Origin of the sequence: Maribellus luteus (assembly GCF_003576475.1) — a bacterium.
Classification (GTDB): domain Bacteria; phylum Bacteroidota; class Bacteroidia; order Bacteroidales; family Prolixibacteraceae; genus Draconibacterium; species Draconibacterium luteum.
The window spans coordinates 529,734-555,054 of sequence record NZ_QWGR01000002.1; the positions used below are offsets into that span (position 1 = coordinate 529,734).

At 45.0% G+C, this 25,321-nt stretch carries 16 protein-coding genes; 11 read left to right on the forward strand and 5 right to left on the reverse strand.

All coding sequences use genetic code 11. The features are described from left to right. Nucleotides 1-312: 312 nt before the first annotated feature. Nucleotides 313-2,043: a single-stranded-DNA-specific exonuclease RecJ gene (recJ, locus tag D1614_RS04900; protein WP_119436775.1), complete on the forward strand. Its 1,731-nt coding sequence runs from the start codon at nt 313-315 to the stop codon at nt 2,041-2,043. A gap of 1 nt (nt 2,044) precedes the next feature. Here recJ and D1614_RS04905 read toward each other — a convergent pair whose 3' ends face one another. From D1614_RS04905 to purE, 5 genes are all read right to left on the reverse strand, one after another. Then, nucleotides 2,045-2,692: an HAD family hydrolase gene (locus D1614_RS04905; RefSeq protein WP_119436776.1), complete on the reverse strand. Its 648-nt coding sequence runs from the start codon at nt 2,690-2,692 to the stop codon at nt 2,045-2,047. 1 nt (nt 2,693) lies between these two features. Then, nucleotides 2,694-3,836: a 1-acyl-sn-glycerol-3-phosphate acyltransferase gene (locus D1614_RS04910; protein WP_119436777.1), complete on the reverse strand. Its 1,143-nt coding sequence runs from the start codon at nt 3,834-3,836 to the stop codon at nt 2,694-2,696. A 38-nt stretch (nt 3,837-3,874) separates the two neighbouring features. Beyond that, on the reverse strand, nt 3,875-5,917 hold the full coding sequence (locus D1614_RS04915) for a helix-hairpin-helix domain-containing protein (protein WP_119436778.1): 2,043 nt from the start codon (nt 5,915-5,917) through the stop codon (nt 3,875-3,877). After that, a complete protein-coding gene (locus tag D1614_RS04920; protein ID WP_119436779.1) occupies nt 5,914-6,732 on the reverse strand; it encodes a hypothetical protein in 819 nt (272 codons plus the stop codon). The genes D1614_RS04915 and D1614_RS04920 overlap by 4 nt, the downstream gene beginning before the upstream one ends. Before the next feature lie 66 nt (nt 6,733-6,798). Further along, nucleotides 6,799-7,305: a 5-(carboxyamino)imidazole ribonucleotide mutase gene (purE, locus tag D1614_RS04925; RefSeq protein WP_119436780.1), complete on the reverse strand. Its 507-nt coding sequence runs from the start codon at nt 7,303-7,305 to the stop codon at nt 6,799-6,801. Nucleotides 7,306-7,412: 107 nt separating this feature from the next. On the opposite strand from purE, the gene hpt reads away from it, so the two are divergent. The 10 genes from hpt to D1614_RS04975 all read left to right on the forward strand — a co-directional run bounded on the left by hpt (nt 7,413) and on the right by D1614_RS04975 (nt 24,949). After that, entirely contained in the window at nt 7,413-7,955 is a 543-nt protein-coding gene (hpt, locus tag D1614_RS04930; protein ID WP_119436781.1) for a hypoxanthine phosphoribosyltransferase, read from the forward strand. A 23-nt stretch (nt 7,956-7,978) separates the two neighbouring features. Further along, the gene (locus D1614_RS04935) at nt 7,979-8,551 is read left to right on the forward strand and encodes an adenylate kinase (protein ID WP_119436782.1); all 573 of its coding nucleotides are present in this window, start codon (nt 7,979-7,981) and stop codon (nt 8,549-8,551) included. Between the two features lie 97 nt (nt 8,552-8,648). Next, the gene (gene obgE / locus D1614_RS04940) at nt 8,649-9,638 is read left to right on the forward strand and encodes a GTPase ObgE (protein WP_119436783.1); all 990 of its coding nucleotides are present in this window, start codon (nt 8,649-8,651) and stop codon (nt 9,636-9,638) included. Next, nucleotides 9,638-10,330, forward strand: a complete 693-nt coding sequence (locus tag D1614_RS04945) for a phosphatase PAP2 family protein (protein WP_119436784.1) — start codon at nt 9,638-9,640, stop codon at nt 10,328-10,330. Before obgE ends, D1614_RS04945 begins: the two co-directional genes overlap by 1 nt. Further along, complete coding sequence (locus tag D1614_RS04950) at nt 10,331-12,109, forward strand: MutS-related protein (RefSeq protein WP_119436785.1); 1,779 nt, start codon at nt 10,331-10,333, stop codon at nt 12,107-12,109. A gap of 384 nt (nt 12,110-12,493) precedes the next feature. Beyond that, complete coding sequence (locus D1614_RS04955; protein ID WP_119436786.1) at nt 12,494-14,329, forward strand: DNA topoisomerase IV subunit B; 1,836 nt, start codon at nt 12,494-12,496, stop codon at nt 14,327-14,329. 49 nt (nt 14,330-14,378) lie between these two features. Then, on the forward strand, nt 14,379-17,000 hold the full coding sequence (locus D1614_RS04960) for a DNA gyrase/topoisomerase IV subunit A (protein WP_119436787.1): 2,622 nt from the start codon (nt 14,379-14,381) through the stop codon (nt 16,998-17,000). Between the two features lie 62 nt (nt 17,001-17,062). Then, nucleotides 17,063-17,563, forward strand: coding sequence for a shikimate kinase (locus D1614_RS04965; protein ID WP_119436788.1), 501 nt, complete (start codon nt 17,063-17,065; stop codon nt 17,561-17,563). A gap of 171 nt (nt 17,564-17,734) precedes the next feature. Continuing rightward, the gene (locus tag D1614_RS04970; protein WP_119436919.1) at nt 17,735-19,369 is read left to right on the forward strand and encodes a thiamine pyrophosphate-binding protein; all 1,635 of its coding nucleotides are present in this window, start codon (nt 17,735-17,737) and stop codon (nt 19,367-19,369) included. Between the two features lie 585 nt (nt 19,370-19,954). Then, nucleotides 19,955-24,949 (forward strand): FIDD domain-containing protein, encoded by a 4,995-nt coding sequence (locus tag D1614_RS04975; protein WP_119436789.1) that lies wholly within the window; start codon nt 19,955-19,957, stop codon nt 24,947-24,949. The last annotated feature ends 372 nt before the right edge of the window (nt 24,950-25,321 follow it).

A 25,321-nucleotide genomic window follows, 5' to 3' on the forward strand; every position in this document is an offset into this window, starting at 1 on the left:
ACGGTTTTGCCGGAAACAAAGAGGTAACTTGCTGAATGTTTGCAAAAATTTCGGCAAAGATAATAAAACAAGTTGCTCGTGCTTTTTCCTGTCTGTGAAATGCCGCCAAAGTTTTTAAACGATAACATAGTGTTCATGAATCGCTTGCCGGTTTCATCCGGATGAGAAGAGAAACGAAACCTGTATTTCCGGATGTATTTGGCTTTGTAGCAGTGTTGAAAAAATAATCGGACAATTTTAGGTTTTTTTTCTATATGAACGGGCATTTTGTATCTTTGCTAACTTCTTTTCAGGAATCAACAAAAACGCGGAATGGAAAAAATCTGGAACTTTAAAAAACAAGGCGACCAAAACGAGGTAAAACACCTTTCCGCTGCGTTGAACGTAAACATGGTGATCGCCCGCCTGCTGGTCGACAGGGGCATCAAAACCTACAACGAAGCCAAAGCTTTTTTTCGTCCCCGCCTAAGCGATCTGCACGATCCGTTTCTGATGAAAAATATGAAGGAAGCGGTGGAGCGCCTGGAAAGAGCCATTGAAAAACAGGAGAAAGTGATTGTTTACGGCGATTACGATGTGGACGGAACTACGTCGGTAGCCCTGATGTATCTTTTCCTGAAAGAAAGAATCAAAGAGATTGAATATTACATTCCCGACAGGTACAGCGAAGGTTATGGGATTTCGCCCAAAAGTATTGAATACGCTGCCGAAAACGGAGTGACGCTGATTGTTGCGCTCGACTGCGGAATTAAAGCGGTTGAGAAGATTGAAAAGGCCAAAGAGCTTGGGATCGACTTTATTATCTGCGATCATCACAACCCAGGAGATCGGGTGCCAAACGCAGTAGCTGTGCTGGATCCCAAACAGCCCGGGTGCGAATACCCTTACAAAGAGCTTTCAGGTTGTGGGGTTGGTTTTAAATTGTTGCAGGCTTTCTGTATGAAAAGCGAGATTGACCTGGAAGAAATTTACGACCTGCTCGACTTGGTGGCAGTAAGCATTGCGGCCGATATTGTGCCCATTACAGGAGAAAACCGGGTACTGGCTTACTATGGGCTGAAGAAACTGAATTCAGATCCGGGAGTGGGGCTGCAAACCATTATCAATTTTGCCGGAATCAACGGAAGCGACATCACCATCAGCGATATTGTTTTTAAGATCGGGCCGCGGTTAAATGCCTCGGGAAGGATCGAGCACGGAAAAAAATCGGTGCAAATTCTGGTTTCTGATGATGTGGATAAATCAGACCTTTTAGGGGAAGAAATCGACTCGTTTAACGAAATCCGGAAAACACTGGACCGCGACATCACCCAGGAAGCACTGGATACCATTGAAAACAGTGCGGAGCTAAAAGCGATGAACAGTACGGTTTTGTACAACCGCGACTGGCACAAGGGGGTTGTCGGGATTGTAGCTTCGCGGGTAACGGAATACTATTACCGGCCAACGGTGATTCTGACCGAATCGAATGGACTGGCAACCGGATCGGCCCGGTCGGTGCGCGATTTCGATTTGTACGAAGCCATCGGGCAGTGCAGCGATTTGCTGGAGTCGTACGGAGGCCACATGTATGCCGCCGGACTCACCATGAGAATCGAAAACATTCCGGAGTTTAAAGAACGCTTTGAAGAAATTGTTACTCGTCAGATTACTGATCAGCAACAAATTCAATCCATAGAAATTGATGCAAAAATTACGCTGAGTGAAATTACCCCGCGTTTCTTCCGCATACTAAAGCAGTTTGCTCCTTTTGGCCCACACAATATGATGCCTGTATTTGTTACGGAAGATGTTTTTGATGCCGGAACCAGCCGCTGCGTAGGGAAAAACAAAGAACACCTGAAACTGGATTTGGTAGAGCCCGATGTAAATTCCGGTATTTTCCCCGGGATTGCTTTTAATCAGTCGGATGCTTACGACCTGATCACTTCCGGTTCTCCCTTCGATATTTGCTACTCGATCAACGAAAACGAATACCGTGGAAAAACCAGTCTTCAGTTATTTATCCGCGATATCAAAAAGCGCGAATCGTTTGGCTGGTAGTTTAAGGTAGTAATCGGAGAAATTCAGGATCCATCAGATCTTCCAGCTTATCGGCAACAAAGGCCCCGGTGCTTTCCAATCTTTCTTTCGACTGATGTCCGTTGGCAATCAGGATGCAGGTAATTCCCAGTTTTTCGGCCACTTCGTAGTCGTGAATCGTATCGCCGATCATCACCGCATTTTCTTTTCGAATCTGGTACAATTCAATCAATTGTTCTCCCCGTTCAATTTTTGAGGCGGCATAGTGGTCATTTAATCCGGCAATTCCTTCAAAATAATTGAGAATATTCTGGTGATCCAGCGTTTCGTGCAGCATGTTTTGTTGCATGGCCGAAAGCACAAACTGCCGTTTACCCGCGTTTTTAAAAAAGTCGAGAACCGCGTGGGTTTGGCTGTGTAAATCACAGTTTTTTACTCCGCTGTTGTACAGATCTATGAACTCGCGGGCGGGTATCGAAAAATCTTCTTTGCTGAAATCGAACCCGATGGTGGTATAGTAATCTTTTACAGGAAACGAAAATACATCCTTGTACTGAGCGTGGTCCAGCAGATTGAGGCCTCTTTTTTCAAGAAGCTGGTTGATGGTTGAAATACAAAAGTCCAGATCGTTGAGCAACGTTCCGTTCCAGTCCCAAATAACAGAACGCATATTAGATATTCTTCACTTTAAGTTTGTTAATCACCGGGTTGGCGTATAGTTTCAGAAAGCGTTCCTGGATGTCGGTAACCGGAAAATCCACATGAACCATGGCTTGTTCCACCATAATTTCGAATTTCATTTGCTCTTCGGCGGTGTATTTGTCTTTGAAGCGGTGCTCCTGCATCAGCATGTCGTAAGCAACGTAATTGCTGGGCCACAGCTTGAAGTTTTTATAGATCTGCGTATCGATCATTTCGGCAATGTCGCGGATGTATTTGTTACGTTGTTCGTTGTTCTCGGCCGGCGGAAAATGTGTTTCAATCGGGTCACCAAAGGCAAAACGCATTCTTCCTTTGGGTGCAAACATTCCCATCGACATACTTTTCAGATCGTCTTTGCTGGTTTTCAGTTGGCCGTAATGTTCTTTTTTGATCAGCTCTTTTAGCTTGGCCAATCCACAGGGTTCAATTTCGTATGAGATGGAAACCGGAACAATGTTGAGCTCGTTGAAACCTTCTGAAATGGTGTTTTTGTTGCTCATGTTGAGCATTTTAAGAACACTGTCCTGGGTTTTGTCGTTCCCGTCTTTGGTGCGGCCTTCACGCTGGGCAATCCAGATCGACATTTTATCCTCGGTAATCGACTTCCGGATAAAGTGAGACACTTTTCGTGAAGCAGTCATTAAATCGCGCGGAGCGAGGTTTCGTCTGATGACAAACGAACGGTTGAGTTTTACGGTATGTTCAATCCATTCGTATTGTAAGAGGTTATCTCCGATGGCAATTTCCGTGGTATTCATCCCGTGTTCAAAAATGAGTACGTTCAGAAGCGCAGCATCCAGAATAATGTCGCGGTGATTGGAAATAAAAAGATAAGGTTTCTTCTTATCCAGTTTATCAATTCCGCTGCATTTAAGCCCGTTGGAGGTTTTATCCACCAGCCAATGCAGCAGGTCATAAACAAAAACACCCTGCAGCTGTTTAACGCTTTTGATACGTCGCAGCTGAAATTTTACCATTTCCACTTTCGGACGATTTTTGAATAGGATCATTAGTACCTCATCAAAAACCTTGTCTTTCAGTAGTAAACGCATTTTTTGCTTTACTTCCGAATCGTAATAAGGACGAATGTCATCGAAATTATAGCCCGTCATTTTTATTTATTTAACTCAGCAAAGTAACACATTCAAAATTAAAATTTCAACCGGAGCTGCATTTTTACTTCGGTTTTATCTTTCCCGGCTATCTCGTTATAACCTGATCCGATGATGTTGCGGTCGGTCCAGTGTGTGTTGGCAAGTTTGAACCAAAGCTCTGCCCGGTCCGAGATTTTGTATTTGAAATTGAGGTAAGTTCTCCATCCTTTGCCAAAGAAAGCCGGTACCGAGAAGGTATAAAGCAGGTCGTTCTCGTACGCGTAAATACGTGCGTCATAATTGCTTGTGTTGAAATAGGCAAGCCTTCCTGACAGGCTGAGCGGAATGTTTGTTGGTTTGTACAGCAAATCCTGGTAACCCAGTATTCCTTGTTCTTTTTTGCTGCCACGAAACGATGAGTGCTCCAGCCGGCTGCTCCATCGCAGCTTTTCTGTGATGAAATATTCAGCGTGAAGCCTGATTCGTTGCGTGCGTTCCGGTAAATTCACAGAAAGTTTTTCTGCTTTGTTTTTCTGGTCTTTTGTTTCTGATTTTACCCGAAGGTAGCATTTGAACCTTTCCGAAAGTTGAAAATCGGCTTGTGCAAAAACATCGTAACCCGAAGCGGGGCCGGCGGTGGTATAGGAAATCCAGGGCGAGCGGTAAAAATCGGAATAGGCAGCTAGCGTGATCCGTTTGGCCGGAAGAAAGCGGATGCCCATGTAAAAACCGGTTTCGTTGGCAACGGCGCTGCTTTCGGAAAAAGCCTGCCCCCACAATGCGTGGTAGTTTTTGTCGAAATGACGGAATTGTGCTGCAACATTCAGCCGGTCATTCAGGTGAATGATACTTCCCTGCAGGAAAGCTTTTGCTCCCGATTTTGAAACGGCTGCCTCTCCAAAAAACTGGTATTTTCCGGTGCTAAACAGGTAGTCGATTCCTCCTGTGAAATTTTCTGTTCCCTTAAATTTGAATTGATTGTACAATTGGTCAGCAGGAGAAAAGGGCGTGTCGAAATGCTGGTAGATGAAAGTGGTTCCCAATTTTAGTTTCGAAAAGGTTCGAGAAAAAACAACTCCTGCATTTCGGTATTTAACTGATTTTTCATCGGCAATTTCGCTTTGGGTACGGTGATAACCTGATGTTTGCAGGCTGGTAAAAACAGATGTTCCGTCTACTTCCGTATCCAGGTTGGCATCGGCATTCTTTTGCGAAACAAAAAGATGAATGGTATTCTTTTTTAGTTGAATGCTGGTGGTTGCTCCGCGGAAATACAGGTTCTCATCCACTGAAGTATAGGGTCTGACTCCCTGACCGTATTTCATGATTCCCAAAACATCGGCTGATTTTCCGGGAGAGAAACCTTGCCAAAGTACCAAACCCTGCCCGCTGCGAACAATATAATCACCTACAGTTATCCGCTCAAAAACAGGGTTGATCTTCATACTTACATTGCCCGAGTAGAAATCAAAGCCTTGCTTGTTGGAGCCTTTGAAAAATGCTTCCCCCGGATCTTTTTCGGCGGTTAGCCCGGCGGAGAGTTTGTCGCCGGCTTCCAGTCGGTAGCGGCTGTAATAGCGGAATCGGTTTCCTTCGTAAGGCTTGGTCCCTTCGTCGTTTGTCCGATATCCACGCGCTTTTTGAATCGTTCCGAGGCTTCGTAACAGCAGTTCCTGTCGCTTGTATTTGGTTTCTTCTTTAAAGGAAGTGGGGCTTGTTGTCGGAGGGCCGAAAACAATAAAAAGCTGCATTTTCTGAAGCAGTTCCGGCGTAAATCCGTCGATGGTAGTGAATTCAAAAATGGAATAAACCGGGCCGTATGCATCGACATATGCCAGCAGCTTGTTGATCTGAATACTGTTTAGCAAGTACATTTTTGAAAGTTCGCCGGCAGTGGTGGCGTTAATGTTGATCGGATCATTCAGCAGTTGTTCCAGATCTTCGGTAATCAGCGCTGCATCGGCTTCTTCTTCCATGTTTTCGAGCTGCGATTCCACGATGGTTTCAATGATCTTATCCGGCGAAATGTTTTGCCCAAGGGATAAAAACGGAATCCCCAAAAGCAGAAGCAGGATAATATGTTGGGTCGCTCTTTTCATTTTAAACGAAGTTGAATCGAAACAGAGGGAGTGAACCCCAGATTGCCGTGGTAACTATAGGCAAAGTCGGTGGAAATGTTTCCAAAAGAGTAACCAATTCCTCCCGAATAATGGAAGGGCTTGCCCGAAACTCCTAGTCGAAAGGCAAGGTTTTTTACCGGCATAAATTCCAATCCCGATTTTATCTGCGCGGGGAAATCCGAAGATTTCTGAACTTCGGCACTTAGCAGTACATTTTCCGAGAGCTGATAATGGCCTCCCAGTCGGTAGGTAAAAGGCATTCTTTGCGAGCCGTAGTAGGTTTCAAAACCATTTCGTACCGGGTTAAAAATATGCGCACCCAACGCCAGTTCCCGGGTGGGCTGGTAAAGCAGGCCGCATTCGAAGGTCAAGAAAGCAAAGGCGCCGTTGTTCTCGGGGAAGCGGTTCGAGAAGTAGTCGAGCTGAAGCGCAGCGCTTAATCGTTTTGAAAGCTGCTTGGCAAAGGCCAGCCCCAACTTTGATTCTTTGTAACTTCCTTTTCCAAATTGATAAAAACTTATTCCGGCAATACCTCCAAAAACAGGAGACGAAAAAGTTCCGGCAGAGAGCGAGAGTTCTTCCAGCATAAAGCGTGATTCGTAGTAGATTCCGGCCGAAAGTTGGGAGACGCCGGTAAGCGTGGCCTGGTTGTGAAAGGTGCTCCAGGCGTCACTAAGAGAAACGCTGGCATGCGAGAGTGCTGCCGAACGGGCTCCGGCGGTGCGGTTCTCAGAGGCTATCGACGTAATCGATAAAAACAGAAACAGCAATTGTATTTGAAAGGGTTTTCTCATACAAAACAGGGCGCATATAAAATTTATGCGCCCTGTTAAATGTACGAAAAAAATGTTTTGTTACGCTTAGTTTGTCTTGAACTTAAATTTAACTTCGGCTAACTCCTGGTTGGCCTTTACAATTTTTTTCTTCAGATCTTCCTTGTATTGTATCATTTTTTGCATCAGAGCTTCGTCGCCGGTTGCCATCATTTGCACGGCTAAAATGGCGGCGTTCATGGCACCATTAACCGCAACGGTTGCTACCGGAATTCCGGGAGGCATTTGCAGAATGGCGAGAACCGAGTCGAAGCCAGAAAGGCTTGCGTTGATGGGGACTCCGATTACCGGAAGCGGTGTCATAGCGGCAATAACACCCGGCAAATGAGCAGCCATTCCGGCACCTGCAATAATCACTTTTATGCCACGGTCTTTGGCACCTTTGGCAAAAACTTCCACTTCCTCCGGCGTACGGTGGGCCGACAAAGCATTGATCTCAAAAGGGATTTCGAATTCATCAAATAGTTTGGCTGCTTTTTCCATCACATTCAGATCGGAAGTGCTGCCCATGATAATGCTAACTTTTGGTGTCATATTTAAGTTTTATTTTCTGATACTCGAATTGTTTTTGTTATTTTGTAGCCCAAATTTTCAAGGCGAATTTAAGGCAATTTAAGTATTAATAAAAATCAAAGATTTTCATGAAGCGGGTTAAAATTCACGATAAAGAGTTCGAGTTATTCATTTCTCACGAAAAGATTCAGTCGGTAGTTGAGCAAATGGCTGAAAAAATGAACGCCGAACTGGTAGGTAAAAATCCGCTCTTTCTTTGCATTCTGAACGGATCGTTTATGTTTGCCGCTGAACTCTTTAAACGGATAAACTTTGTTGAATCCGAAATTTCATTTGTAAAACTGGCTTCCTATGTGGGCGACCAAACAACCGGTACGGTTAAAGAACTGATCGGGTTGAACGAAGACATTGAGGGGAGAACGGTGGTAGTACTCGAAGACATTGTGGATACCGGGATTACCATCGACAACATTCAGCAGCAGTTAAAACGCATGAATCCGAAAGAAGTTTTGGTGGCAACCATGCTTTTGAAACCAGATGCCCTAAAAAAGGACGTAGACCTGAAGTATGTCGGAATTGAAATTCCGAATGATTTTATTGTAGGCTGCGGGTTGGATTATGACGGACATGGCCGAAATTTGATTGATATATATTCAATCGTAAAAGAATAACCGAAAAATAACCAAAAGTCAACATGTTAAATATTGTATTATTTGGCCCCCCCGGAGCAGGAAAGGGAACCCAGGCTGAATACCTGATAAAATCATACGGGTTGATACATTTATCGACCGGAGAGATTTTACGGAGTGAGATTGCCGCCGGCTCTGAATTAGGGGTGGAGGCCAAAAAGTTTATGGACAAGGGCGAATTGGTGCCCGATCACCTGGTAGTAAAAATGATTGAAGCGATCCTGGAGACCCACAGCGAAGCCAGGGGATTTATTTTTGATGGCTTTCCGAGAACAGTGGACCAGGCAAAAGCGTTGGATATTATGCTTGAGGCGCACGAGACCGGAATTGCAGGGATGCTGAGCCTTGAAGTGGAGAAGCAGGAGCTGATCAATCGTCTGCTAAGCCGGGGAAAAGTATCGGGCAGGGTGGATGATCAGAATCAGAAAGTGATCGAGAACCGTATTCAGGTGTACCGTGATAAAACACTTCCGTTGATTGAATACTACAAGCCGCAGGGCAAGCATTTTGGTATCGACGGAATGGGAAGTATAGAAGAGATTGCCGACAGGTTAAAACAGGTGATCGAAAAGTTATAGGCTTCAGTTGAAGTCGCTTAGAAAGGTGGGAATTCTGTATGCTAACCGGATTTCTCACCTTTGTTGGTAAAGTAAAGGAACATTTAAAAGAAGAAAAATGGCCGAGACGAATTTTGTTGATTACGTAAAAATACACTGTAAATCGGGTGCCGGAGGTGCAGGGTCAGCGCATTTGCGCAGAGAAAAATTTGTGGCCAAAGGTGGCCCTGATGGCGGTGATGGCGGCCGGGGTGGACACATTATACTGGAAGGAAACCAGCACATGTGGACCCTTCTTCATTTAAAGTATAAAAAACACATTAAGGCCGGAAACGGAGAGTCGGGCGGAAAGCAGCGCAGTACTGGTGCCGATGGTGAAGACATCGTACTGGAGGTGCCGCTCGGAACGATTGCCCGCGATGCCGAATCGGGTGAATTTTTGTTTGAGATAACGCAGCACGGCGAAAGCAAGGTTTTAATGAAAGGTGGGCGTGGTGGTCTGGGCAACGATCACTTTAAATCGGCTACCTATCAAACGCCCCGGTTTGCACAGCCCGGAGAAGAGGGGCAGGAAAGCTGGATGATTCTGGAGCTGAAAGTGCTGGCCGACGTTGGTCTGGTTGGCTTTCCCAGTTCAGGGAAATCTACTCTCTTGTCGGTAGTTTCGGCGGCCAAACCAAAAATTGGTGATTATCCGTTTACCACCCTGGTGCCAAATCTTGGAATTGTGGGGCATCGAGAACAACGTTCGTTTGTGATGGCTGATATTCCCGGGATTATTGAGGGTGCTCACGAAGGGCGTGGTTTGGGGCTGCGCTTTTTGCGGCACATCGAGCGAAATTCAATGCTTTTGTTTATGGTGCCGGCCGACAGCAAGGATCATCTGAAGGAATACCGCATTTTAATGGATGAACTGGAGAAATACAACCCGGAATTACTCGACAAACAACGTTATCTCGCGATCAGTAAATCCGACATGCTTGATGAGGAACTGATGAAAGAGATCAGCCACGAATTAAAAGACATTCCGCACATGTTCTTTTCGTCGGTAACAGGGAAAAATATCCAGGTATTGAAAGATAAAATTTGGGAAATATTAAATAGTTGATGGGATTTTTAGGCACGATATTGGAATGGGATAAGGAGCTGTTTTTGTACTTGAACAGTTTTCACAACGATTTTTGGGATACGGTCATGATGCTGGTTACCCGGCAGGAAACATGGTTTCCGTTTTTTGCGATAATCCTGTTTTACTTTGTCAAGAATTACCGATCCAAAGCCATTCTGATCGTTATTGGTTTGGCGCTGGTTGTGCTCGGTGCCGATCAGATTTCCGGTTTGATGAAAGCCGGGTTTCAACGCTTGAGGCCGGTGCACGATCCAGCCATTGAGCATTTGGTGCACAATGTGTTGCGCAAAGGAGGCATGTACGGATTTGTCTCGGCGCATGCAGCCAACTCGGTGGCCATCCTGGTTTTTACTTCGCTGATTTTTAAGCAAAGAGGCTATACGTTGCTGCTCTTTTTGTGGGCAGCTGTCTTTAGTTATTCGCGTATTTATTCCGGTGTTCATTACCCGTTCGATATACTGGGAGGCACATTGCTGGGAGTAGGCGTGGGACTGCTTGTTTTCAAGCTGGTCATGTTTGTGGAAAATCACTTTTTTTACACCCGGTCGCCTAAAATCGAAAAAACAGCACTGCGTGGTGAAGAATCAGGTATTATCTGGCTGGTGTTTACCGCGCTTGTGGCAACCGTATTTATTGTTGCTTATCTCCTGCACCGTTATAATTATTTGTAAATGAACAACGCCCGCACATTTAATCAGGAACAAAACAAGCTTTTTGAAAAAGAACTGAAAAATCTCACCCGCAAGATCAGGTGGCTGGCCTGGTATCGGTTGGCTGTTTTCATCGCGCTTTTCTTTCCGTTTTCGTTTCTGGGCTTAAGCTGGGTGGCAGGAGTGCTGACCTTGGGTTTGCTTGTTTTGTTTTTCTTCCTCATAAAAGTAAATCTCCGGCTCGACCGGCAACGGAAAAAGTGTGCGGTGTTAAAACAGCTGACAGAAGATGAATTGCTGGCACATGATCATTCATTTTTGCATTTTAAAAACGGTGCGGAATTTCTCGATACCAATCACTTTTTTTCGTACGACCTTGATTTGTTTGGCGACGGGTCGCTTTATCAGTACCTGAACCGGACGTCTACAATTGGCGGGGCCAAAAAGCTGGCTTCGTGGTTTATAAAATCATCAACAAACAAAGAAGAAATTGAAAGCAGGCAGCAAGCGGTACGCGAGCTTTCAGAAAAGCGAGAGTGGCGTTTGCAGTTTTTAGCTGAAGGGAAGCTTTTTGAAGAGACAGAAGCCCTGAGCCGGGAAATTACCGGTTGGTCGGAGACGGAGTTTAACCTCAGAAGTCCGGAAATAACCAAATGGATCATTCGGCTGATTCCGGCTTTGACGTTGCTCGCAATCATTCCGGCAGTTCTGGGATTTTCCAATACATATTTGGTACTTGCCATTTTTGCCCAGTGGTTAATGATGTATTTTTACCGGAAGCGCATCGTGTATTATTTCGGTTTCTTTGGCCGGAAATCGCGGTTGCTTTCCAAATATATGCTGCTGCTGGAGCAGGTGGAGCAGCAGGATTTTCAATCGGCCTATCTCCGCAATCTTCAGCAAGCGATAAAGCATCCTTCGGCGGGCCATACATTCGGACAGCTAAAGAAGCGGGTGGAAGAGTTTGAGTACCGTCAAAATCTTTTGGTGGGTTCTGTTCTAAACTCGTTCTTGTTGTGGGATATTCGTTGTGTGTTTCAGCTTTGGCGCTGGCATAGGGAGAATCACCGGAGCCTGGTGAAATGGATAGATGTTGTTGCCGAAGTGGATGCGCTAATCAGTTTGGCCAATTATGCCGACAATCATCCCGATTTTGTATATCCGCTTATCAATAACAACGATTTTATTTTTGATGCAAAGGAGTTGGGACACCCACTGATCCGGCAGGAAAAGCGGGTTTGCAACGATTTTGGGATTGAAGGTTGGTCGAAAGTAATGATTGTGACCGGGGCGAACATGGCCGGGAAAAGTACCTTTTTGCGTACGCTCGGCGTAAATCTACTGCTCGCACAGTCGGGGGCACCGGTTTGCGCTCAAAATATGACGGTAACACCCATCGATCTTTATACAAACATGCGGACAACGGATTCGCTCTTAAAGGATGAATCGTACTTTTTTGCTGAACTGAAGCGAATTAAAGGAGTGCTGGACCGTCTGCAGAACGGTGACCGTATTTTTGTGATTCTGGATGAAATGCTGAAGGGGACCAACTCGGTCGACAAGCTAAACGGCTCAAAAGAACTCATCCGGAAGCTGGTACAATACCAGTCGGTCTCGCTGATCGCTACCCACGATCTTAAATTAAGCGAGATGCAGGAGGAATTCCCGCAGCAGGTATTCAATAAGTGTTTTGAAATCAGAATCGAGAACGACGAACTGGTGTTTGATTACAAACTTTCGGACGGGTTTACCAAAACCATGAATGCTACTTTCCTGATGAAAAAAATGGGAATTATCTAGCGCCGTACCCGGTGAATTTGAGTAATCAGGGATTGCGAGAAATCAGTATTTTCAATAAACTTTTGCTTCTTTTGGGTGCCGTCCCGGTTGCCGGTTGGGCAGCAGTTGAATAAATTGTCAAGAATAGCAGGAAGCTTTCTTTCCAAGGTGGCTGTTTCTCATATTTTCTCTTTATTTGGGCGCTTTTCGGGGGATTCTTATTCACTATTTTTCAACTAATCATTGTTAGTTAATGAAGCCGCCAAAAAGGCAAAAAACAGGTTGATTTAATTATATTTGTGGCAATCCGGTGAACTCCGCAGTTATTTGAAATACAGCATTCCCCAGGTAAATTTCAATAATGTCGGCGTTCAATATCCGGAATATAAATCTGGAAATTAGCTTATGAGCGCAAACTACGACGAAGGAACTATTAAAACCTTAGATTGGCAGGAGCACATCCGGAGGCGTCCGGGTATGTACATTGGGAAGCTTGGCGACGGGTCATCAGCCGACGACGGTATTTACGTACTGTTGAAGGAAGTGATGGACAACTCGATCGATGAGTTTATGATGGGCTTTGGTAAAAAGATCGTGGTGAATGTGGATCAGGACAGGGTCACCATTCGCGACTATGGCCGTGGTATACCTCTCGGAAAACTGGTGGATGTGGTTAGTAAAATGAATACCGGCGCCAAATACGATAACAAGGTTTTCAAAAAATCAGTAGGATTGAACGGTGTCGGGATTAAAGCAGTTAACGCGCTTTCATCCGATTTTACCATCAAAGCCGTTCGCGAAGGGGTGGCAAAAGAAGTTTATTTCAGCAAAGGTATCAAGCAGGGCGAAAAAGATCTTCAGGGTGTTCCGGAGGAAAACGGAACAGAAGTTACTTTTATTCCCGATGTAACCGTGTTCAAAAAGTACCGCTACATCAGCGACTACATTGTGAACATGATGAAAAACTATACTTTCCTGAATTCGGGGCTTATCGTAGAGTTCAACGGAGAGCGTTTTTATTCGCGTAACGGGTTGCGCGACTTGTTGGAAGAGAACATGGATCATGACCCAATTTACCCAATTATACATTTAAGAGGAGAAGATATTGAGGTGGCCATAACGCATGGAAACCAATATGGGGAGGACTATTATTCGTTCGTTAACGGACAACACACGACCCAGGGGGGAACCCACTTACAGGCTTTTCGCGAGGTACTGGTAAAAACGATCAGGGATTTTTACAAGAAGGAATTTGATCCGTCTGACATTCGTGCATCGATTGTGGCGGCCATCAGTATTAAGGTTGAGGAGCCTGTATTTGAGTCGCAAACCAAAACCAAACTTGGTTCGAGAGATATTGGTCCCGACGGGCCTTCGGTAAGAGCACACGTCGGTAATTTTTTACAAAAGGAACTGGATAACTTTTTGCACAAAAATCCGGATACGGCAGAAGTGCTGCACCGGCGCATTGTGGAGTCGGAAAGAGAGCGAAAGGCCATTTCCGGAATTAAAAAGCTAGCCAAGCAACGGGCAAAAAAAGCCAACCTTCACAACAAAAAACTGCGCGATTGCCGGGTGCATTTCAACAGCTCTCACGAATTGAAGGAAGCTTCGAGTATTTTTATTACCGAGGGCGATTCGGCCAGTGGTTCCATCACCAAATCCAGGAATGTGAATACACAGGCTGTATTTAGCTTGCGGGGAAAACCACTCAACACCTTTGGTTTAACCAAGAAAGTGGTGTACGAAAACGAAGAATTCAATCTTTTACAGGCAGCGTTGAACATTGAAGACGGCATGGAAGACCTGCGTTACAACAAAGTGATTATCGCAACCGATGCCGATGTTGACGGAATGCATATCCGCCTGTTGCTGATCACATTCTTTTTGCAGTTTTTTCCGGAGCTGATCAGAAAAGGACACGTGTTTATCCTGCAAACTCCCTTATTCAGGGTCAGGAACAAACAAAAAACCATTTATTGCTACTCGGAAACAGAGAAGCAGGTGGCGGTTGAACAGTTGAGAGGGAAACCGGAGATTACCCGCTTTAAAGGATTGGGTGAAATCTCGCCCGATGAGTTTAAAAACTTCATTGGCGACAGTATTCGTCTGGATCCGGTGCAGATGAAAAAACACGAATCGATATCCCAGATGCTCGAATTTTATATGGGGAAGAATACCCCCGAACGTCAGGATTTTATTATCGATAACCTGTACGTGGAAAAAGACGAAGTGGCTTAAAAAAATATTTTGGCCCGAAAGGGCAGACCGCTAATTTTGAAGAGAAAGAATGTTTGAAGAGAATTTGAATCAGGAAGAAATTCAGGACGATAACACAAGGGAGGAAATAACCTATTTGTCGGGGATGTACCGCAATTGGTTTCTCGACTATGCTTCGTATGTTATTCTTGAACGTGCCGTCCCTTATATCAACGACGGATTAAAACCTGTGCAGCGTCGTATTTTACACGCCATGCGCGAGATGGACGATGGTCGTTACAACAAGGTGGCCAACGTTATCGGGCAAACCATGCAATATCACCCCCACGGCGATGCTTCCATTGGTGATGCAATCGTTCAGTTGGGACAGAAAGAACTATTGATTGATACGCAGGGAAACTGGGGAAACATTCTGACCGGCGATGGAGCTGCTGCTCCCCGATACATCGAAGCGCGTTTATCGAAATTTGCACTCGAAGTGCTTTTTAACCCGAAAACAACCGAGTGGAAGCTTTCGTACGACGGGCGTAAACGTGAGCCGGTGACACTTCCGGTGAAATTCCCCTTGTTGCTTGCTCAGGGAGTAGAGGGTATCGCTGTGGGACTTGCCTCCAAGTTGTTCCCGCATAACTTTAACGAATTGCTCGATGCTTCGATCTGTTACCTGAAAGGGCAGGACTTTGAGCTTTACCCCGATTTTCCGACCGGGGGCTCGGCCGATTTTAGTAAATACAACGATGGAGTTCGCGGAGGTACGATTAAAGTGCGGGCCAAAATTGAAAAGCAGGACAACAAAACCCTGGTTATTACCGAAATACCTTTCAGTAAAAATACCACATCGCTGATCGAGTCTATTATAAAGGCCAACGAAAAGGGTAAAATTAAAGTCAAACGGATCGACGATAATACGGCAGCGAACGTTGAAATTTTGGTGCATCTGGCTCCGGGTGTTTCATCCGATAAAACCATTGATGCATTGTATGCCTTCACCGATTGCGAGGTTTCGCTGGCACCCAACTCCTGTATCATCGAAAACGACAAACCTTTGTTTATTGGCGTTTCCGAGATATTAAAACGATCGGCTGACAGCACCCTGGAACTCCTGAAACTGGAGCTTGAGATCCGGAAAAACGAACTGGAGGAACAATGGCATTCTTTGTCGCTTGAGAAAATTTTTATTGAAGAGCGCATCTACAAGGATAAGAAGTTTGAAGAATCTGAGAGCATGGACATGGCGATCGCTCACATCGACCAGCGTCTGGAGCCGTGGAAACCTAAGCTAAGAAGAGAAATTACGCGCGATGATATTCTTAAGCTGATGGAAATCAGGATGGCGCGTATTCTGAAATTCAATACCGACAAAGCCAACGATCAGCTGCAAGCCATCGAAGACGAGATTGCTGAAGTGCTGAACGACATCGAGAACATTGTGCCGTTCACCATCAAATGGTTCCAGCATCTGAAAGATAAATACGGGAAAAACTTTCCGCGAAAAACTGAAATCCGGAGTTTTGAAAGCATTGTTGCAACCAAAGTGGTGGTGAACAACGAAAAACTCTATATCGACAGGGCTGAAGGATTTCTGGGAACTTCGCTGAAAAAAGCGGAATACGTTTGCGACTGTTCCGATATTGACGATGTGATCGTTTTTCACCGCGATGGTACCTATTTTATCTCCAAAGTTTCAGACAAAGCCTTTATTGGGAAAAATCCATTGTACGTGGCGGTTTTCAAAAAGAACGACAAGCGTACCATTTACAACGTGGTATACAAAGACGGCGAATCGGGTGTGTTTTACATGAAACGCTTTTCGGTAACCGGCGTAACCCGCGACAAAGAATACAACCTGACCAAGGAAACCAAAGGTTCGAGGATTGCTTATTTTTCGGCCAACCCCAACGGAGAAGCCGAAACATTGCGGGTGGTTTTAAAACCAAAACCGCGTATTAAGAAGCTGATTTTTGAAGTCGATCTTGGTGAGCTGGCCATCAAAGGCCGTCAGTCGATGGGGAACATTCTTACCAAATACGATGTGCATAAGATTTCGCTCAAGGAAAAAGGAGTTTCTACCTTGGGTGGCCGCAAAATCTGGTTCGATCCCGATGTTTTACGCTTGAATGCCGATAGCCGGGGAGTTTTCCTGGGCGAGTTCTCGGGAGAAGATGAGATTCTGGTTATCTACAAAAGCGGGGAATTCCAGTTGTATAATTACGACCTGAGCAACCACTTTGGCGATAATATTCTCACGATCGAAAAATTTGATCAGCAGAAAATCCTTTCGGCCGTTTATTTTGACGCCGAACAGCAGTTCTACTATGTGAAACGTTTCGAAATTGATGAACCGGAAGGGAAGCTGGTTCGTTTTATCGGTGAACATCCCGACAATAAATTGGTTAGCATTACCTGGGTGCATTATCCGCGTTTGGAAATCACCTTTGGCGGGAAGAATGAAGAGCGTGAAAATGAAATTATAGAAGTGGCCGAGTTTATTGGCGTCAAATCGTGGAAAGCAAAAGGGAAACGTCTGTCAACTTACGAAGTAAAAGACATCACCGAGATTGAACCGGTAATCAAGGATGAAGACGATCGTCCTGAATCTGATGAGATTAACCAGGATATTGACGATATTCCATTTGAGGTAAACCAGCCAAAGAAGGAAGACGACAATTCAAACCAGATGTCACTTTTTTAGTTCAGTGTTCTGTGTTTAGAGTCTACTCTAAACTTTGAACTCTAAACTCTAAACTACTTTGTATGAGAATTTATTTGATCGGATACATGGGGTGTGGGAAATCCACGTTGGGCAGAAGATTGGCAAACCATCTGGGCGTTCAGTTTGTGGATATGGATCATTACATCGAAGAAAGAAACTGCAAAACCATTCCGCAAATTTTTGAGGAAGAAGGAGAAGCTGAATTCCGCAAAAAGGAACGGAAAGCCCTGGAAGAACTTTCGGAGTTTACCGACATTGTGATTGCAACCGGAGGTGGAGCACCTTGTTTTTTCGACAACATCGATCTCATGAACCGCACAGGTAAAACCATTTATCTGAACATTGACCCAACCATTCTTGCGGATCGTTTGCTTCATTCGAAAACCGAGCGTCCGCTGATTAAAGGAAAATCGCGCGACGAGTTGGTCGCTTTTATCGATGATACCTTAAAAAAACGCAACGAGTTTTACATGCAGGCAAAGTATCAGATTACCCTTCCTGATGTAGAGCTGTCTTCTGTAGAAGAACTGCTGAAGGCTTGAATCGGACTTTTTAGAATCCAAAGTTTCGGTTGTTTTCGAGACCTCTGGAAGTCATTCCTACACTTGTTGGAACGTAAATACATAAGAAAATGAATAAGAAAGGTTCTTTTAAAAGAGCCTTTTTTCTTGCCCTCATTTATTGTATATTCCTTGATTAAAAATGAAATTCTTATGCCAACGGTAGCACAGCAATTTGCGCACACCCTTCGCGATATAGGCGTGCGGTATGTATTTGGCGTTCCCAGTGGAAACATGATTGATTACATCGAGGCTCTTCGGGAGGAAGAGGGAATCGATTTTATATTGGTGGGACACGAAGCTACAGCAGCCATCATGGCCGATATTTGCGGGCGGCTCACTGGCATTCCGGGAGTGTGTTTTGCCACTTTTGGGCCGGGAGCCACCAACTTAAGCACGGGTGTTGGAGAAGCTTTGCTCGACCGCTCACCGGTTCTTGCTTTTACCGACGAGATGCCCGATCATTTATTGAACCGGGTGGTGCAAATGAATGTCAATCATCAGCAGTTATTTTTTCCGCTTACAAAACATACCACGCGCATGAATGCCGGTAATGTGGAAGATATTATTTTGAAAGCGGCGGGCATTGCCACCTCCGATGTGCCGGGGCCGGTTCATATCGGCGTTCCTGCAGACATCGGAAGGCAACAGGTTCGGGAGACCGGTAACGAACTGGAGTATTTGCGTGTGGAGAAAAAGCGATGGTCTCCGCTGGTGCCCGAACAGGTTCGTAAAATCGAAAGACTATGGAAGAAAAGCGAAAAGCCCGTTTTGGCCGTTGGAATGGCTGCTGTGCGGGCCGGAGTAAAAGATTTGATTGTTGAGTTGGCGGAGAAAAACAATATTCCGGTGGTATTAACGCCCATGGCAAAAGGTATTTTTCCCGAAGATCATCCCCTCTACGTGGGTGTGCTGTTTCATGCATTGTCGGATACGGTGGCGGAAACTCACGGCGAAGCCGATTTGATTGTCGGGATTGGTTACGATCCGGTAGAATTTAACTATGAAGATTGGATGCCGGCAGTTCCCTTGATTCATATTGATGAAAAAGAAGCCGATGTGGATACCGGAAAACTTCGCGAGGTTTTGAACGTAACCGGAAACATTGAGGTGGCTTTGCTGGAGTTGTTAAACCTAAGCAGTTCACCCAAAAAGTGGGACCGGGATGAGCTGGCGGAGCGAAGAAACAGAATGTTTCAAAAGTTGTTGCCGCCACCTGAAACTTTTGGGCCGCGGACAATTTTGCACAAACTAAGAGAAGCCTTGCCCCCGGAGGGAATTTTAACTGTGGATGTTGGGGCTCATCTGCATTTGCTGGGCCAGATGTGGAGAACGCCTTCTCCTGAAAAATTGTTCATGACAAACGGATGGTCGGGGATGGGATTTGCAATTCCGGCGGCAATGGCTGCCAAGCTGAATAATCCTACACTTCCGGTGGTAGCTTTGTTGGGCGATGGGGGTTTTTACATGACTGTGGGTGAACTGGCAGCAGCAAAAAGACTCCATCTGAATATCGTATTTGTAGTGATTTACGATCAAAGCCTGTCACTCATCCACATCAAACAGAAAAAGAAAGCATACAACCCGCACTATGGGACTGATCTGGACTTGCTTCCCGAAGTAGCCACAAACCATTATTTTGGAGTGCCTGTTCTTCGGGCAACTGATGTGGGTACCTATCAACAAGCACTCGAAACTGCATTTAGTGCACAAGGACCGGTAGTGCTGGAAGTATTTGTTGATGCAGGCGAATACAGTGACTTGTTGCTTCGGGCAAATCGGTTATAAATGGCAGCTTTCTGTCGGAATAATTGCTGTATATTTTACGGGATAGCCTCCGTTTCCCTTTAAATGATGAGGTTCCCAGGCTCTTCATTCGCTGGGTTTTTAGACCGAAACAGGTAAGTAATTTCCTGTTAGTTTATACGGGAAATTACGTAGAGTTTGTTGGGACGCTTTTGGTGCATAAATGTGCATTTCCTTAAAATTTGAGACTCCAGATAAATCTCGAAAAACAGATCGTTTACTCCGTTTTTGCAGCGCTCTGTACCGTTTTTTATTACCTGTGAGAGCCTTTTGGAATATAGACTTTCGGTAAAGTTAGTATTGCTGGTTGTGAGAAAATGTTCACTTCCAGATAAAATACAAAAAAGTGTTTATTTGGTGTTTTTTTCTTGTATTAATTGCGTAGTAAACCCGATTGACAAGCGGAGGGCTGGTGTTGTAACTTGCTGTAAGAAAATTGTACTGGAAGCAAAAGCTTGACTTATCACCCCGTTTTTCTTGCATAACCCGAGTTCCGATACTGTGTGTGGACAATGATTGAAGTGATCTGATACTGTTAAAACGAACTTATTTTTAATACATCAGATTATGAAACAAAATTACTTGAAACTACCAGACACACCAAAGTTGTTGTCTGGTTTAATGAAGCGAACATTCTTTTGGTGTTGCCGCTTCTTACTTTTGGCATTTATTGTCGGCTATTCAACTCTTTCGGCCACCAGCCAAATAATTACCGATGGAGCTGCTGTAAAAGCAAATTTTGGAATAGATGCGGATGTTTACACGAACTATTTATTGGATCCTTCACTTTCAGGGACTACAGCTAATGGGACAGACGATTGGTTTGAAAATTTATCGCTGTATCCCGGGAACGGATCACCGGTTTTCACACCATCTCCGACATTTATTAATGCGATCATTGCCCAGATGGCAATTGATGAGAATTTCAGTTTTACAATTAGGATGGGTGTGCCGAGAAACTCCAAATTGGAGATTCCTTCATCTCCCGGAGATTCAATACTATGGATCGACGGGGTATATGCAAGGGACAACAATACTGCCGGAAACGGGAAAGACAGTACTGCTTTTGCGGGGACCTCGGATAAAAACTTTCAGGATCCTTCAACATGGAATGTTGGTATTAAAGATCCCTATCAAAAGGGAGACCTAATTGATGTTTATGGTCATATGCGGGAGGACCCGGACGGAGATGTTTGGGGAATCGGTGCTTTTTCCACCCGTTCAACTTCAGGATCCGTTCATGCTGATTTTGAGTTTTTTGCTAATCAGATAGGATATGATGGGGCACATTTTACCAATACCGGTACTGATCACGGTCATACTTCATGGACGTTTGATGCAGATGGGGTAGTATTAACAGCCGGAGACCTGATTGTGAGTATTGACTACGAAAAAGGTGGTGGTGACCCGGTGGCTAGTATACGTGTTTGGGTAAGCGAAACTGACTACACGAATGGACTTGCAAATTTCGATGCTGGTTCATCTTTCAATTTTACGGGAGCTTTCACTACTGAATCTGGTGTTGGTTTTGGCTATGCAGAAATAGAACCCGCAGTAGCAGGAGGAGATCCGGCTGCCTGGGCAGTCGTAAACATTGACAGTGTTTCACCTGCACCGCCTTGGGGAACTATAGAAGGTCCGCAAGCCGACGTAAACGATGAGTATCTTCCGCTTCAATTTGCAGAATTTGCCATTAATATGTCATTTCTGGGATTGGATGCATTTGGCGGAGATGCCTGTAACAAAACTCTGGGAAGCCTGTTGGTGAAGACCAGAAGCTCGCCAAGTTTTGAATCGGAAATGCATGATTTTGTTGGCCCATTGACCTTTGGTTACGATTTGGAAACCAAAATAGTGGCGATGGATCTGGATTCCTGTGATGATGGGAATAATCAGTTCGATTTGATGACAGCTGTAGATAGCTTTGGAGACGGGAATGTAACATTTTATGCTATGAGCGCCGATGCATTTGCTACTCCTCCTGTAAATGCTATTTCTTCCATCCAAAACTTACCGGTGGGAGATACCATGTTCTGGGTACGAAGTTCAAACCCCGAAGATCAGGGATGTTTTGCCGTTGATTCGTTTATGGTAACCGTTCACGACAATCCAACCTGTAGCGTAGCAACTACAGATCAGACAAATTTTTCGACAACAAATGGAACAGCCAAAGTAACAGTTAGCGGAGGTGAAGGACCGTTTACTTACGTATGGTCAACCGATAATGGTTCAATTGGAGGTGGACAAGGAACTGACAGTATATATGGTTTGAGTATTGGGAGATATTATGTTAACATAGTGGATGCCAACGGATGTACAACAGCATGTAACGATTCCGTTGGATGGGCTCCTACAGCGCCAACCTGTGAGCTTTTTACAGCTGATGTTGAATGTTTTGGAGCAGAAACCGGTTATGCTTGGGCCGTAGTAACTCCAACCGGACCGGATAGTTTCCCTCCCTATACATATTATTGGTACAAAGGGACAGGATTCGATCAGGTATTTTTAGACTCGACTGTAACCAATAGCATGGTTGATACCATGTTTGGCTTGGGAGCTGGAGTTTACGTAGTTGAGATAAAAAACAGCGTTGATCCGAATACTACAACTTGTGGAGATACAATCAAGGAACCTCCTTATAATCCTGTTGTAGTCGAATGTTCAAGTTTAACACTTGACTCATGCATGGACCAGTCCGCGGTAGATCAGGCTTTTGCCAATTGGTTGGATACCGCTTTTATGGTAAGCGGTGGAACTGATCCTCTTGATACAATCTATAAAGTAGATGATATAATAGCTGATTTAGATACCGTGGATGCCCCATCGGCATGTGGTGGCCTTGTGGCAATTAAAATGATAGTTACAGACTATTGTGGACTGATGGATAGCTGTGAAGCTACTTTCATGGTAGCGTATGCACCAGCTTTGGTGGTAACCTGTCCGGGAGATCTGACGCTAAGCAGCTGTCTGACGCAGGATTCAGTAACCACTGCGTTTAACGCTTGGCTTGCAGGGTTCAGCTCAGATGGAGGTTGCAATGCTGAAGAAACCGATTTGAGCAATGTAGCAACAGCGATGGCATGCGGCGACTCGATCACGATCAAATTCAAGGCATGGGACAGCTGTGAACAGGTTGACAGTTGTACGGCAACATTCAAGGTAGACTATGCACCTGAGTTGAAAGTAGACTGCCCGGGAGATCTGACACTAAGCAGCTGTCTGACGCAGGATTCAGTAACCACTGCGTTTAACGCATGGCTTGCCGAATTTGGCTCGGAAGGAGGTTGTAATACCGAAGAAACTGATTTGAGCAATGTGACAACCGCGATGGCGTGCGGCGACTCGATCACGATCAAGTTCAAGGCATGGGACAGCTGTGAACAAGCCGACAGTTGTGAGGCTACGTTCAAGGTAGACTATGCACCTGAGTTGGAAGTAAGCTGTCCGGGAGATTTGACACTAAGTAGCTGTCTGACACAGGATTCAGTCACAAGAGCCTTTGACGCATGGCTTGCCGAGTTTGGCTCGGAAGGAGGTTGTAATACCGAAGAAACCGATTTGAGCAATGTGACAACCGCGATGGCGTGCGGCGACTCGATCACGATCAAGTTCAAGGCATGGGACAGCTGTGAACAGGCTGACAGTTGTATGGCAACGTTCAAGGTAGACTATGCACCTGAGTTGGAAGTAAGCTGTCCGGGCGACTTGACCCTCAGCAGCTGTCTGACACAGGATTCAGTTACAAGGGCTTTTGATGCATGGCTTGCTGAATTTGGCTCGGAAGGAGGTTGTAATACCGAAGAAACCGATTTGAGCAATGTAGCAACAGCGATGGCGTGCGGCGACTCGATCACGATCAAGTTCAAGGCATGGGATAGCTGTGAACAGGCTGACAGTTGTATGGCAACGTTCAAGGTAGACTATGCACCTGAATTGAAAGTAAGCTGTCCGGGAGATTTGACACTAAGCAGCTGTCTGACACAGGATTCAGTAACAAGAGCTTTTGATGCATGGCTTGCAGAATTTGGCTCGGAAGGAGGTTGTAATACCGAAGAAACCGATTTAAGCAATGTAGCAACGGCGATGGCATGCGGCGACTCGATCACGATCAAGTTCAAGGCATGGGACAGCTGTGAACAGGCTGATAGTTGTGAGGCTACGTTCAAAGTAGACTATGCGCCTGAGTTGAAAGTAAGCTGTCCGGGAGATTTGACACTCAGCAGCTGTTTGACGCAGGATTCAGTAACAAGAGCCTTTGACGCATGGCTTGCAGAATTTGGCTCGGAAGGAGGTTGTAATACCGAAGAAACCGATTTAAGCAATGTAGCAACAGCGATGGCATGTGGCGACTCGATCACGATCAAGTTCAAGGCATGGGACAGCTGTGAACAGGCTGACAGTTGTATGGCAACGTTCAAGGTAGAGTATGATTTGGAAGCGCCCGTTATTACCATCAACATTTTGCAGGATTCAACTTGTAACGCTGACCCGGATGCCACAGCAACATATGTCGACTGTCAGGGAGAAGGTAATGCAACTCTGCAATCACTTAATAAGGTTGCAGTTGATCCATCAGATCCGAATAAGTGCGATGAATATTGGATTTATACATTCTATGCTGAGGACAGTTGTGGAAATTCTGCAACAGCAACGGATACGCTATACCGGTTTACTGAATCTGAAGGCGATTGTGAAACAGCATTTGCTCGTTTACCGGAGCCGGATTTGGGGCCTGCGCCTTATACGACCGAAATTGGAGCAAGATGCTTCCTGGATGAGCCTGACACTGCCATATTCAACCGTTGGGGCTGGACTAACAGAGTCAAAGTTGGTCAGGATTCTGTCTACATACTGGACGTTTACGCCGGTGCCGGTCAGTGCGACCTGAGTAAAGGTACCTGGGTTGGAACCGTTACTTTATCCTTTAGTGGTTCTACCATGAACGTGGTATACGATCTATTAGAGGGTTATGTAATAAGTGAAGCACATATTTATGCAGGCACCAACATGTATCCAACAAGGAAAAATGGTAAGCACAAGGGTGAATACACCGTTGCTCCGGGACAGTATACGGTAGTATGGGAAAACGAACCACCTGCAACCGGTCTCGACGTTGTCCTTACAGGTGTTTCTGATGGTGATTACATTTTTGTAATCGTTCATTCAGTAGTATGTATACCAACTTGCGATTGCCCGGAAACGGTTAGAACTGACATCTCATTAGCGTCAGCAACGATCGTAACCACAAGAACAAATGGTAAGAAAAGTGCCGAGATCAATGATGTTGGAGTTGTTACCGAAGGACAATTGAAGGTTTACCCCAACCCGTTCACCAGCAAGGTAACTTTCGAATTTGTATCGCCGGTTGATGCATATGGAACACTTGAATTGTACAACATTACCGGACAAAGAGTGGCCCGGGTACTGGATCGCTTTGTTATCGGTGGAGAACTGAATAAAGTTGAATTCCAACCAAGCAATGAGGTTTCAGGTATCTATCTGTACCGACTTGACCTGGATGGCGAAATTCAAATTGGAAGGGTTATTTACAAACGAGAATAATGAATGGTAGACCCTTATTTTTTATCTGATATACATTCAGGATAATTCTGCCAGGGGCAGGGTTCTGCAAAGGGGCTGACTTTCAACGTCAGCCTCTTTCTTTTTTTCGAATCTGATGTTTCTTTCAGAAAGATTTTGGTATGTCAGAGGATAACAAAGTATCTATGTGAATAGCTGAATTTATGTAGGTAATGAGTCTTTTATTAGTGCGGGTTGTCGCTTTTTGATGCTGTATTTTGCTGGTACGCCGTTTTCGCTCCACAAAGGCAGAGCTTGCTTTGTTTTATTCGGTTACGTACTCTCATCATTCATTGTTAAGGATATTTACGGATTGACTTGTATGCGTTTTTATACGTAAATTGTACATGGAAT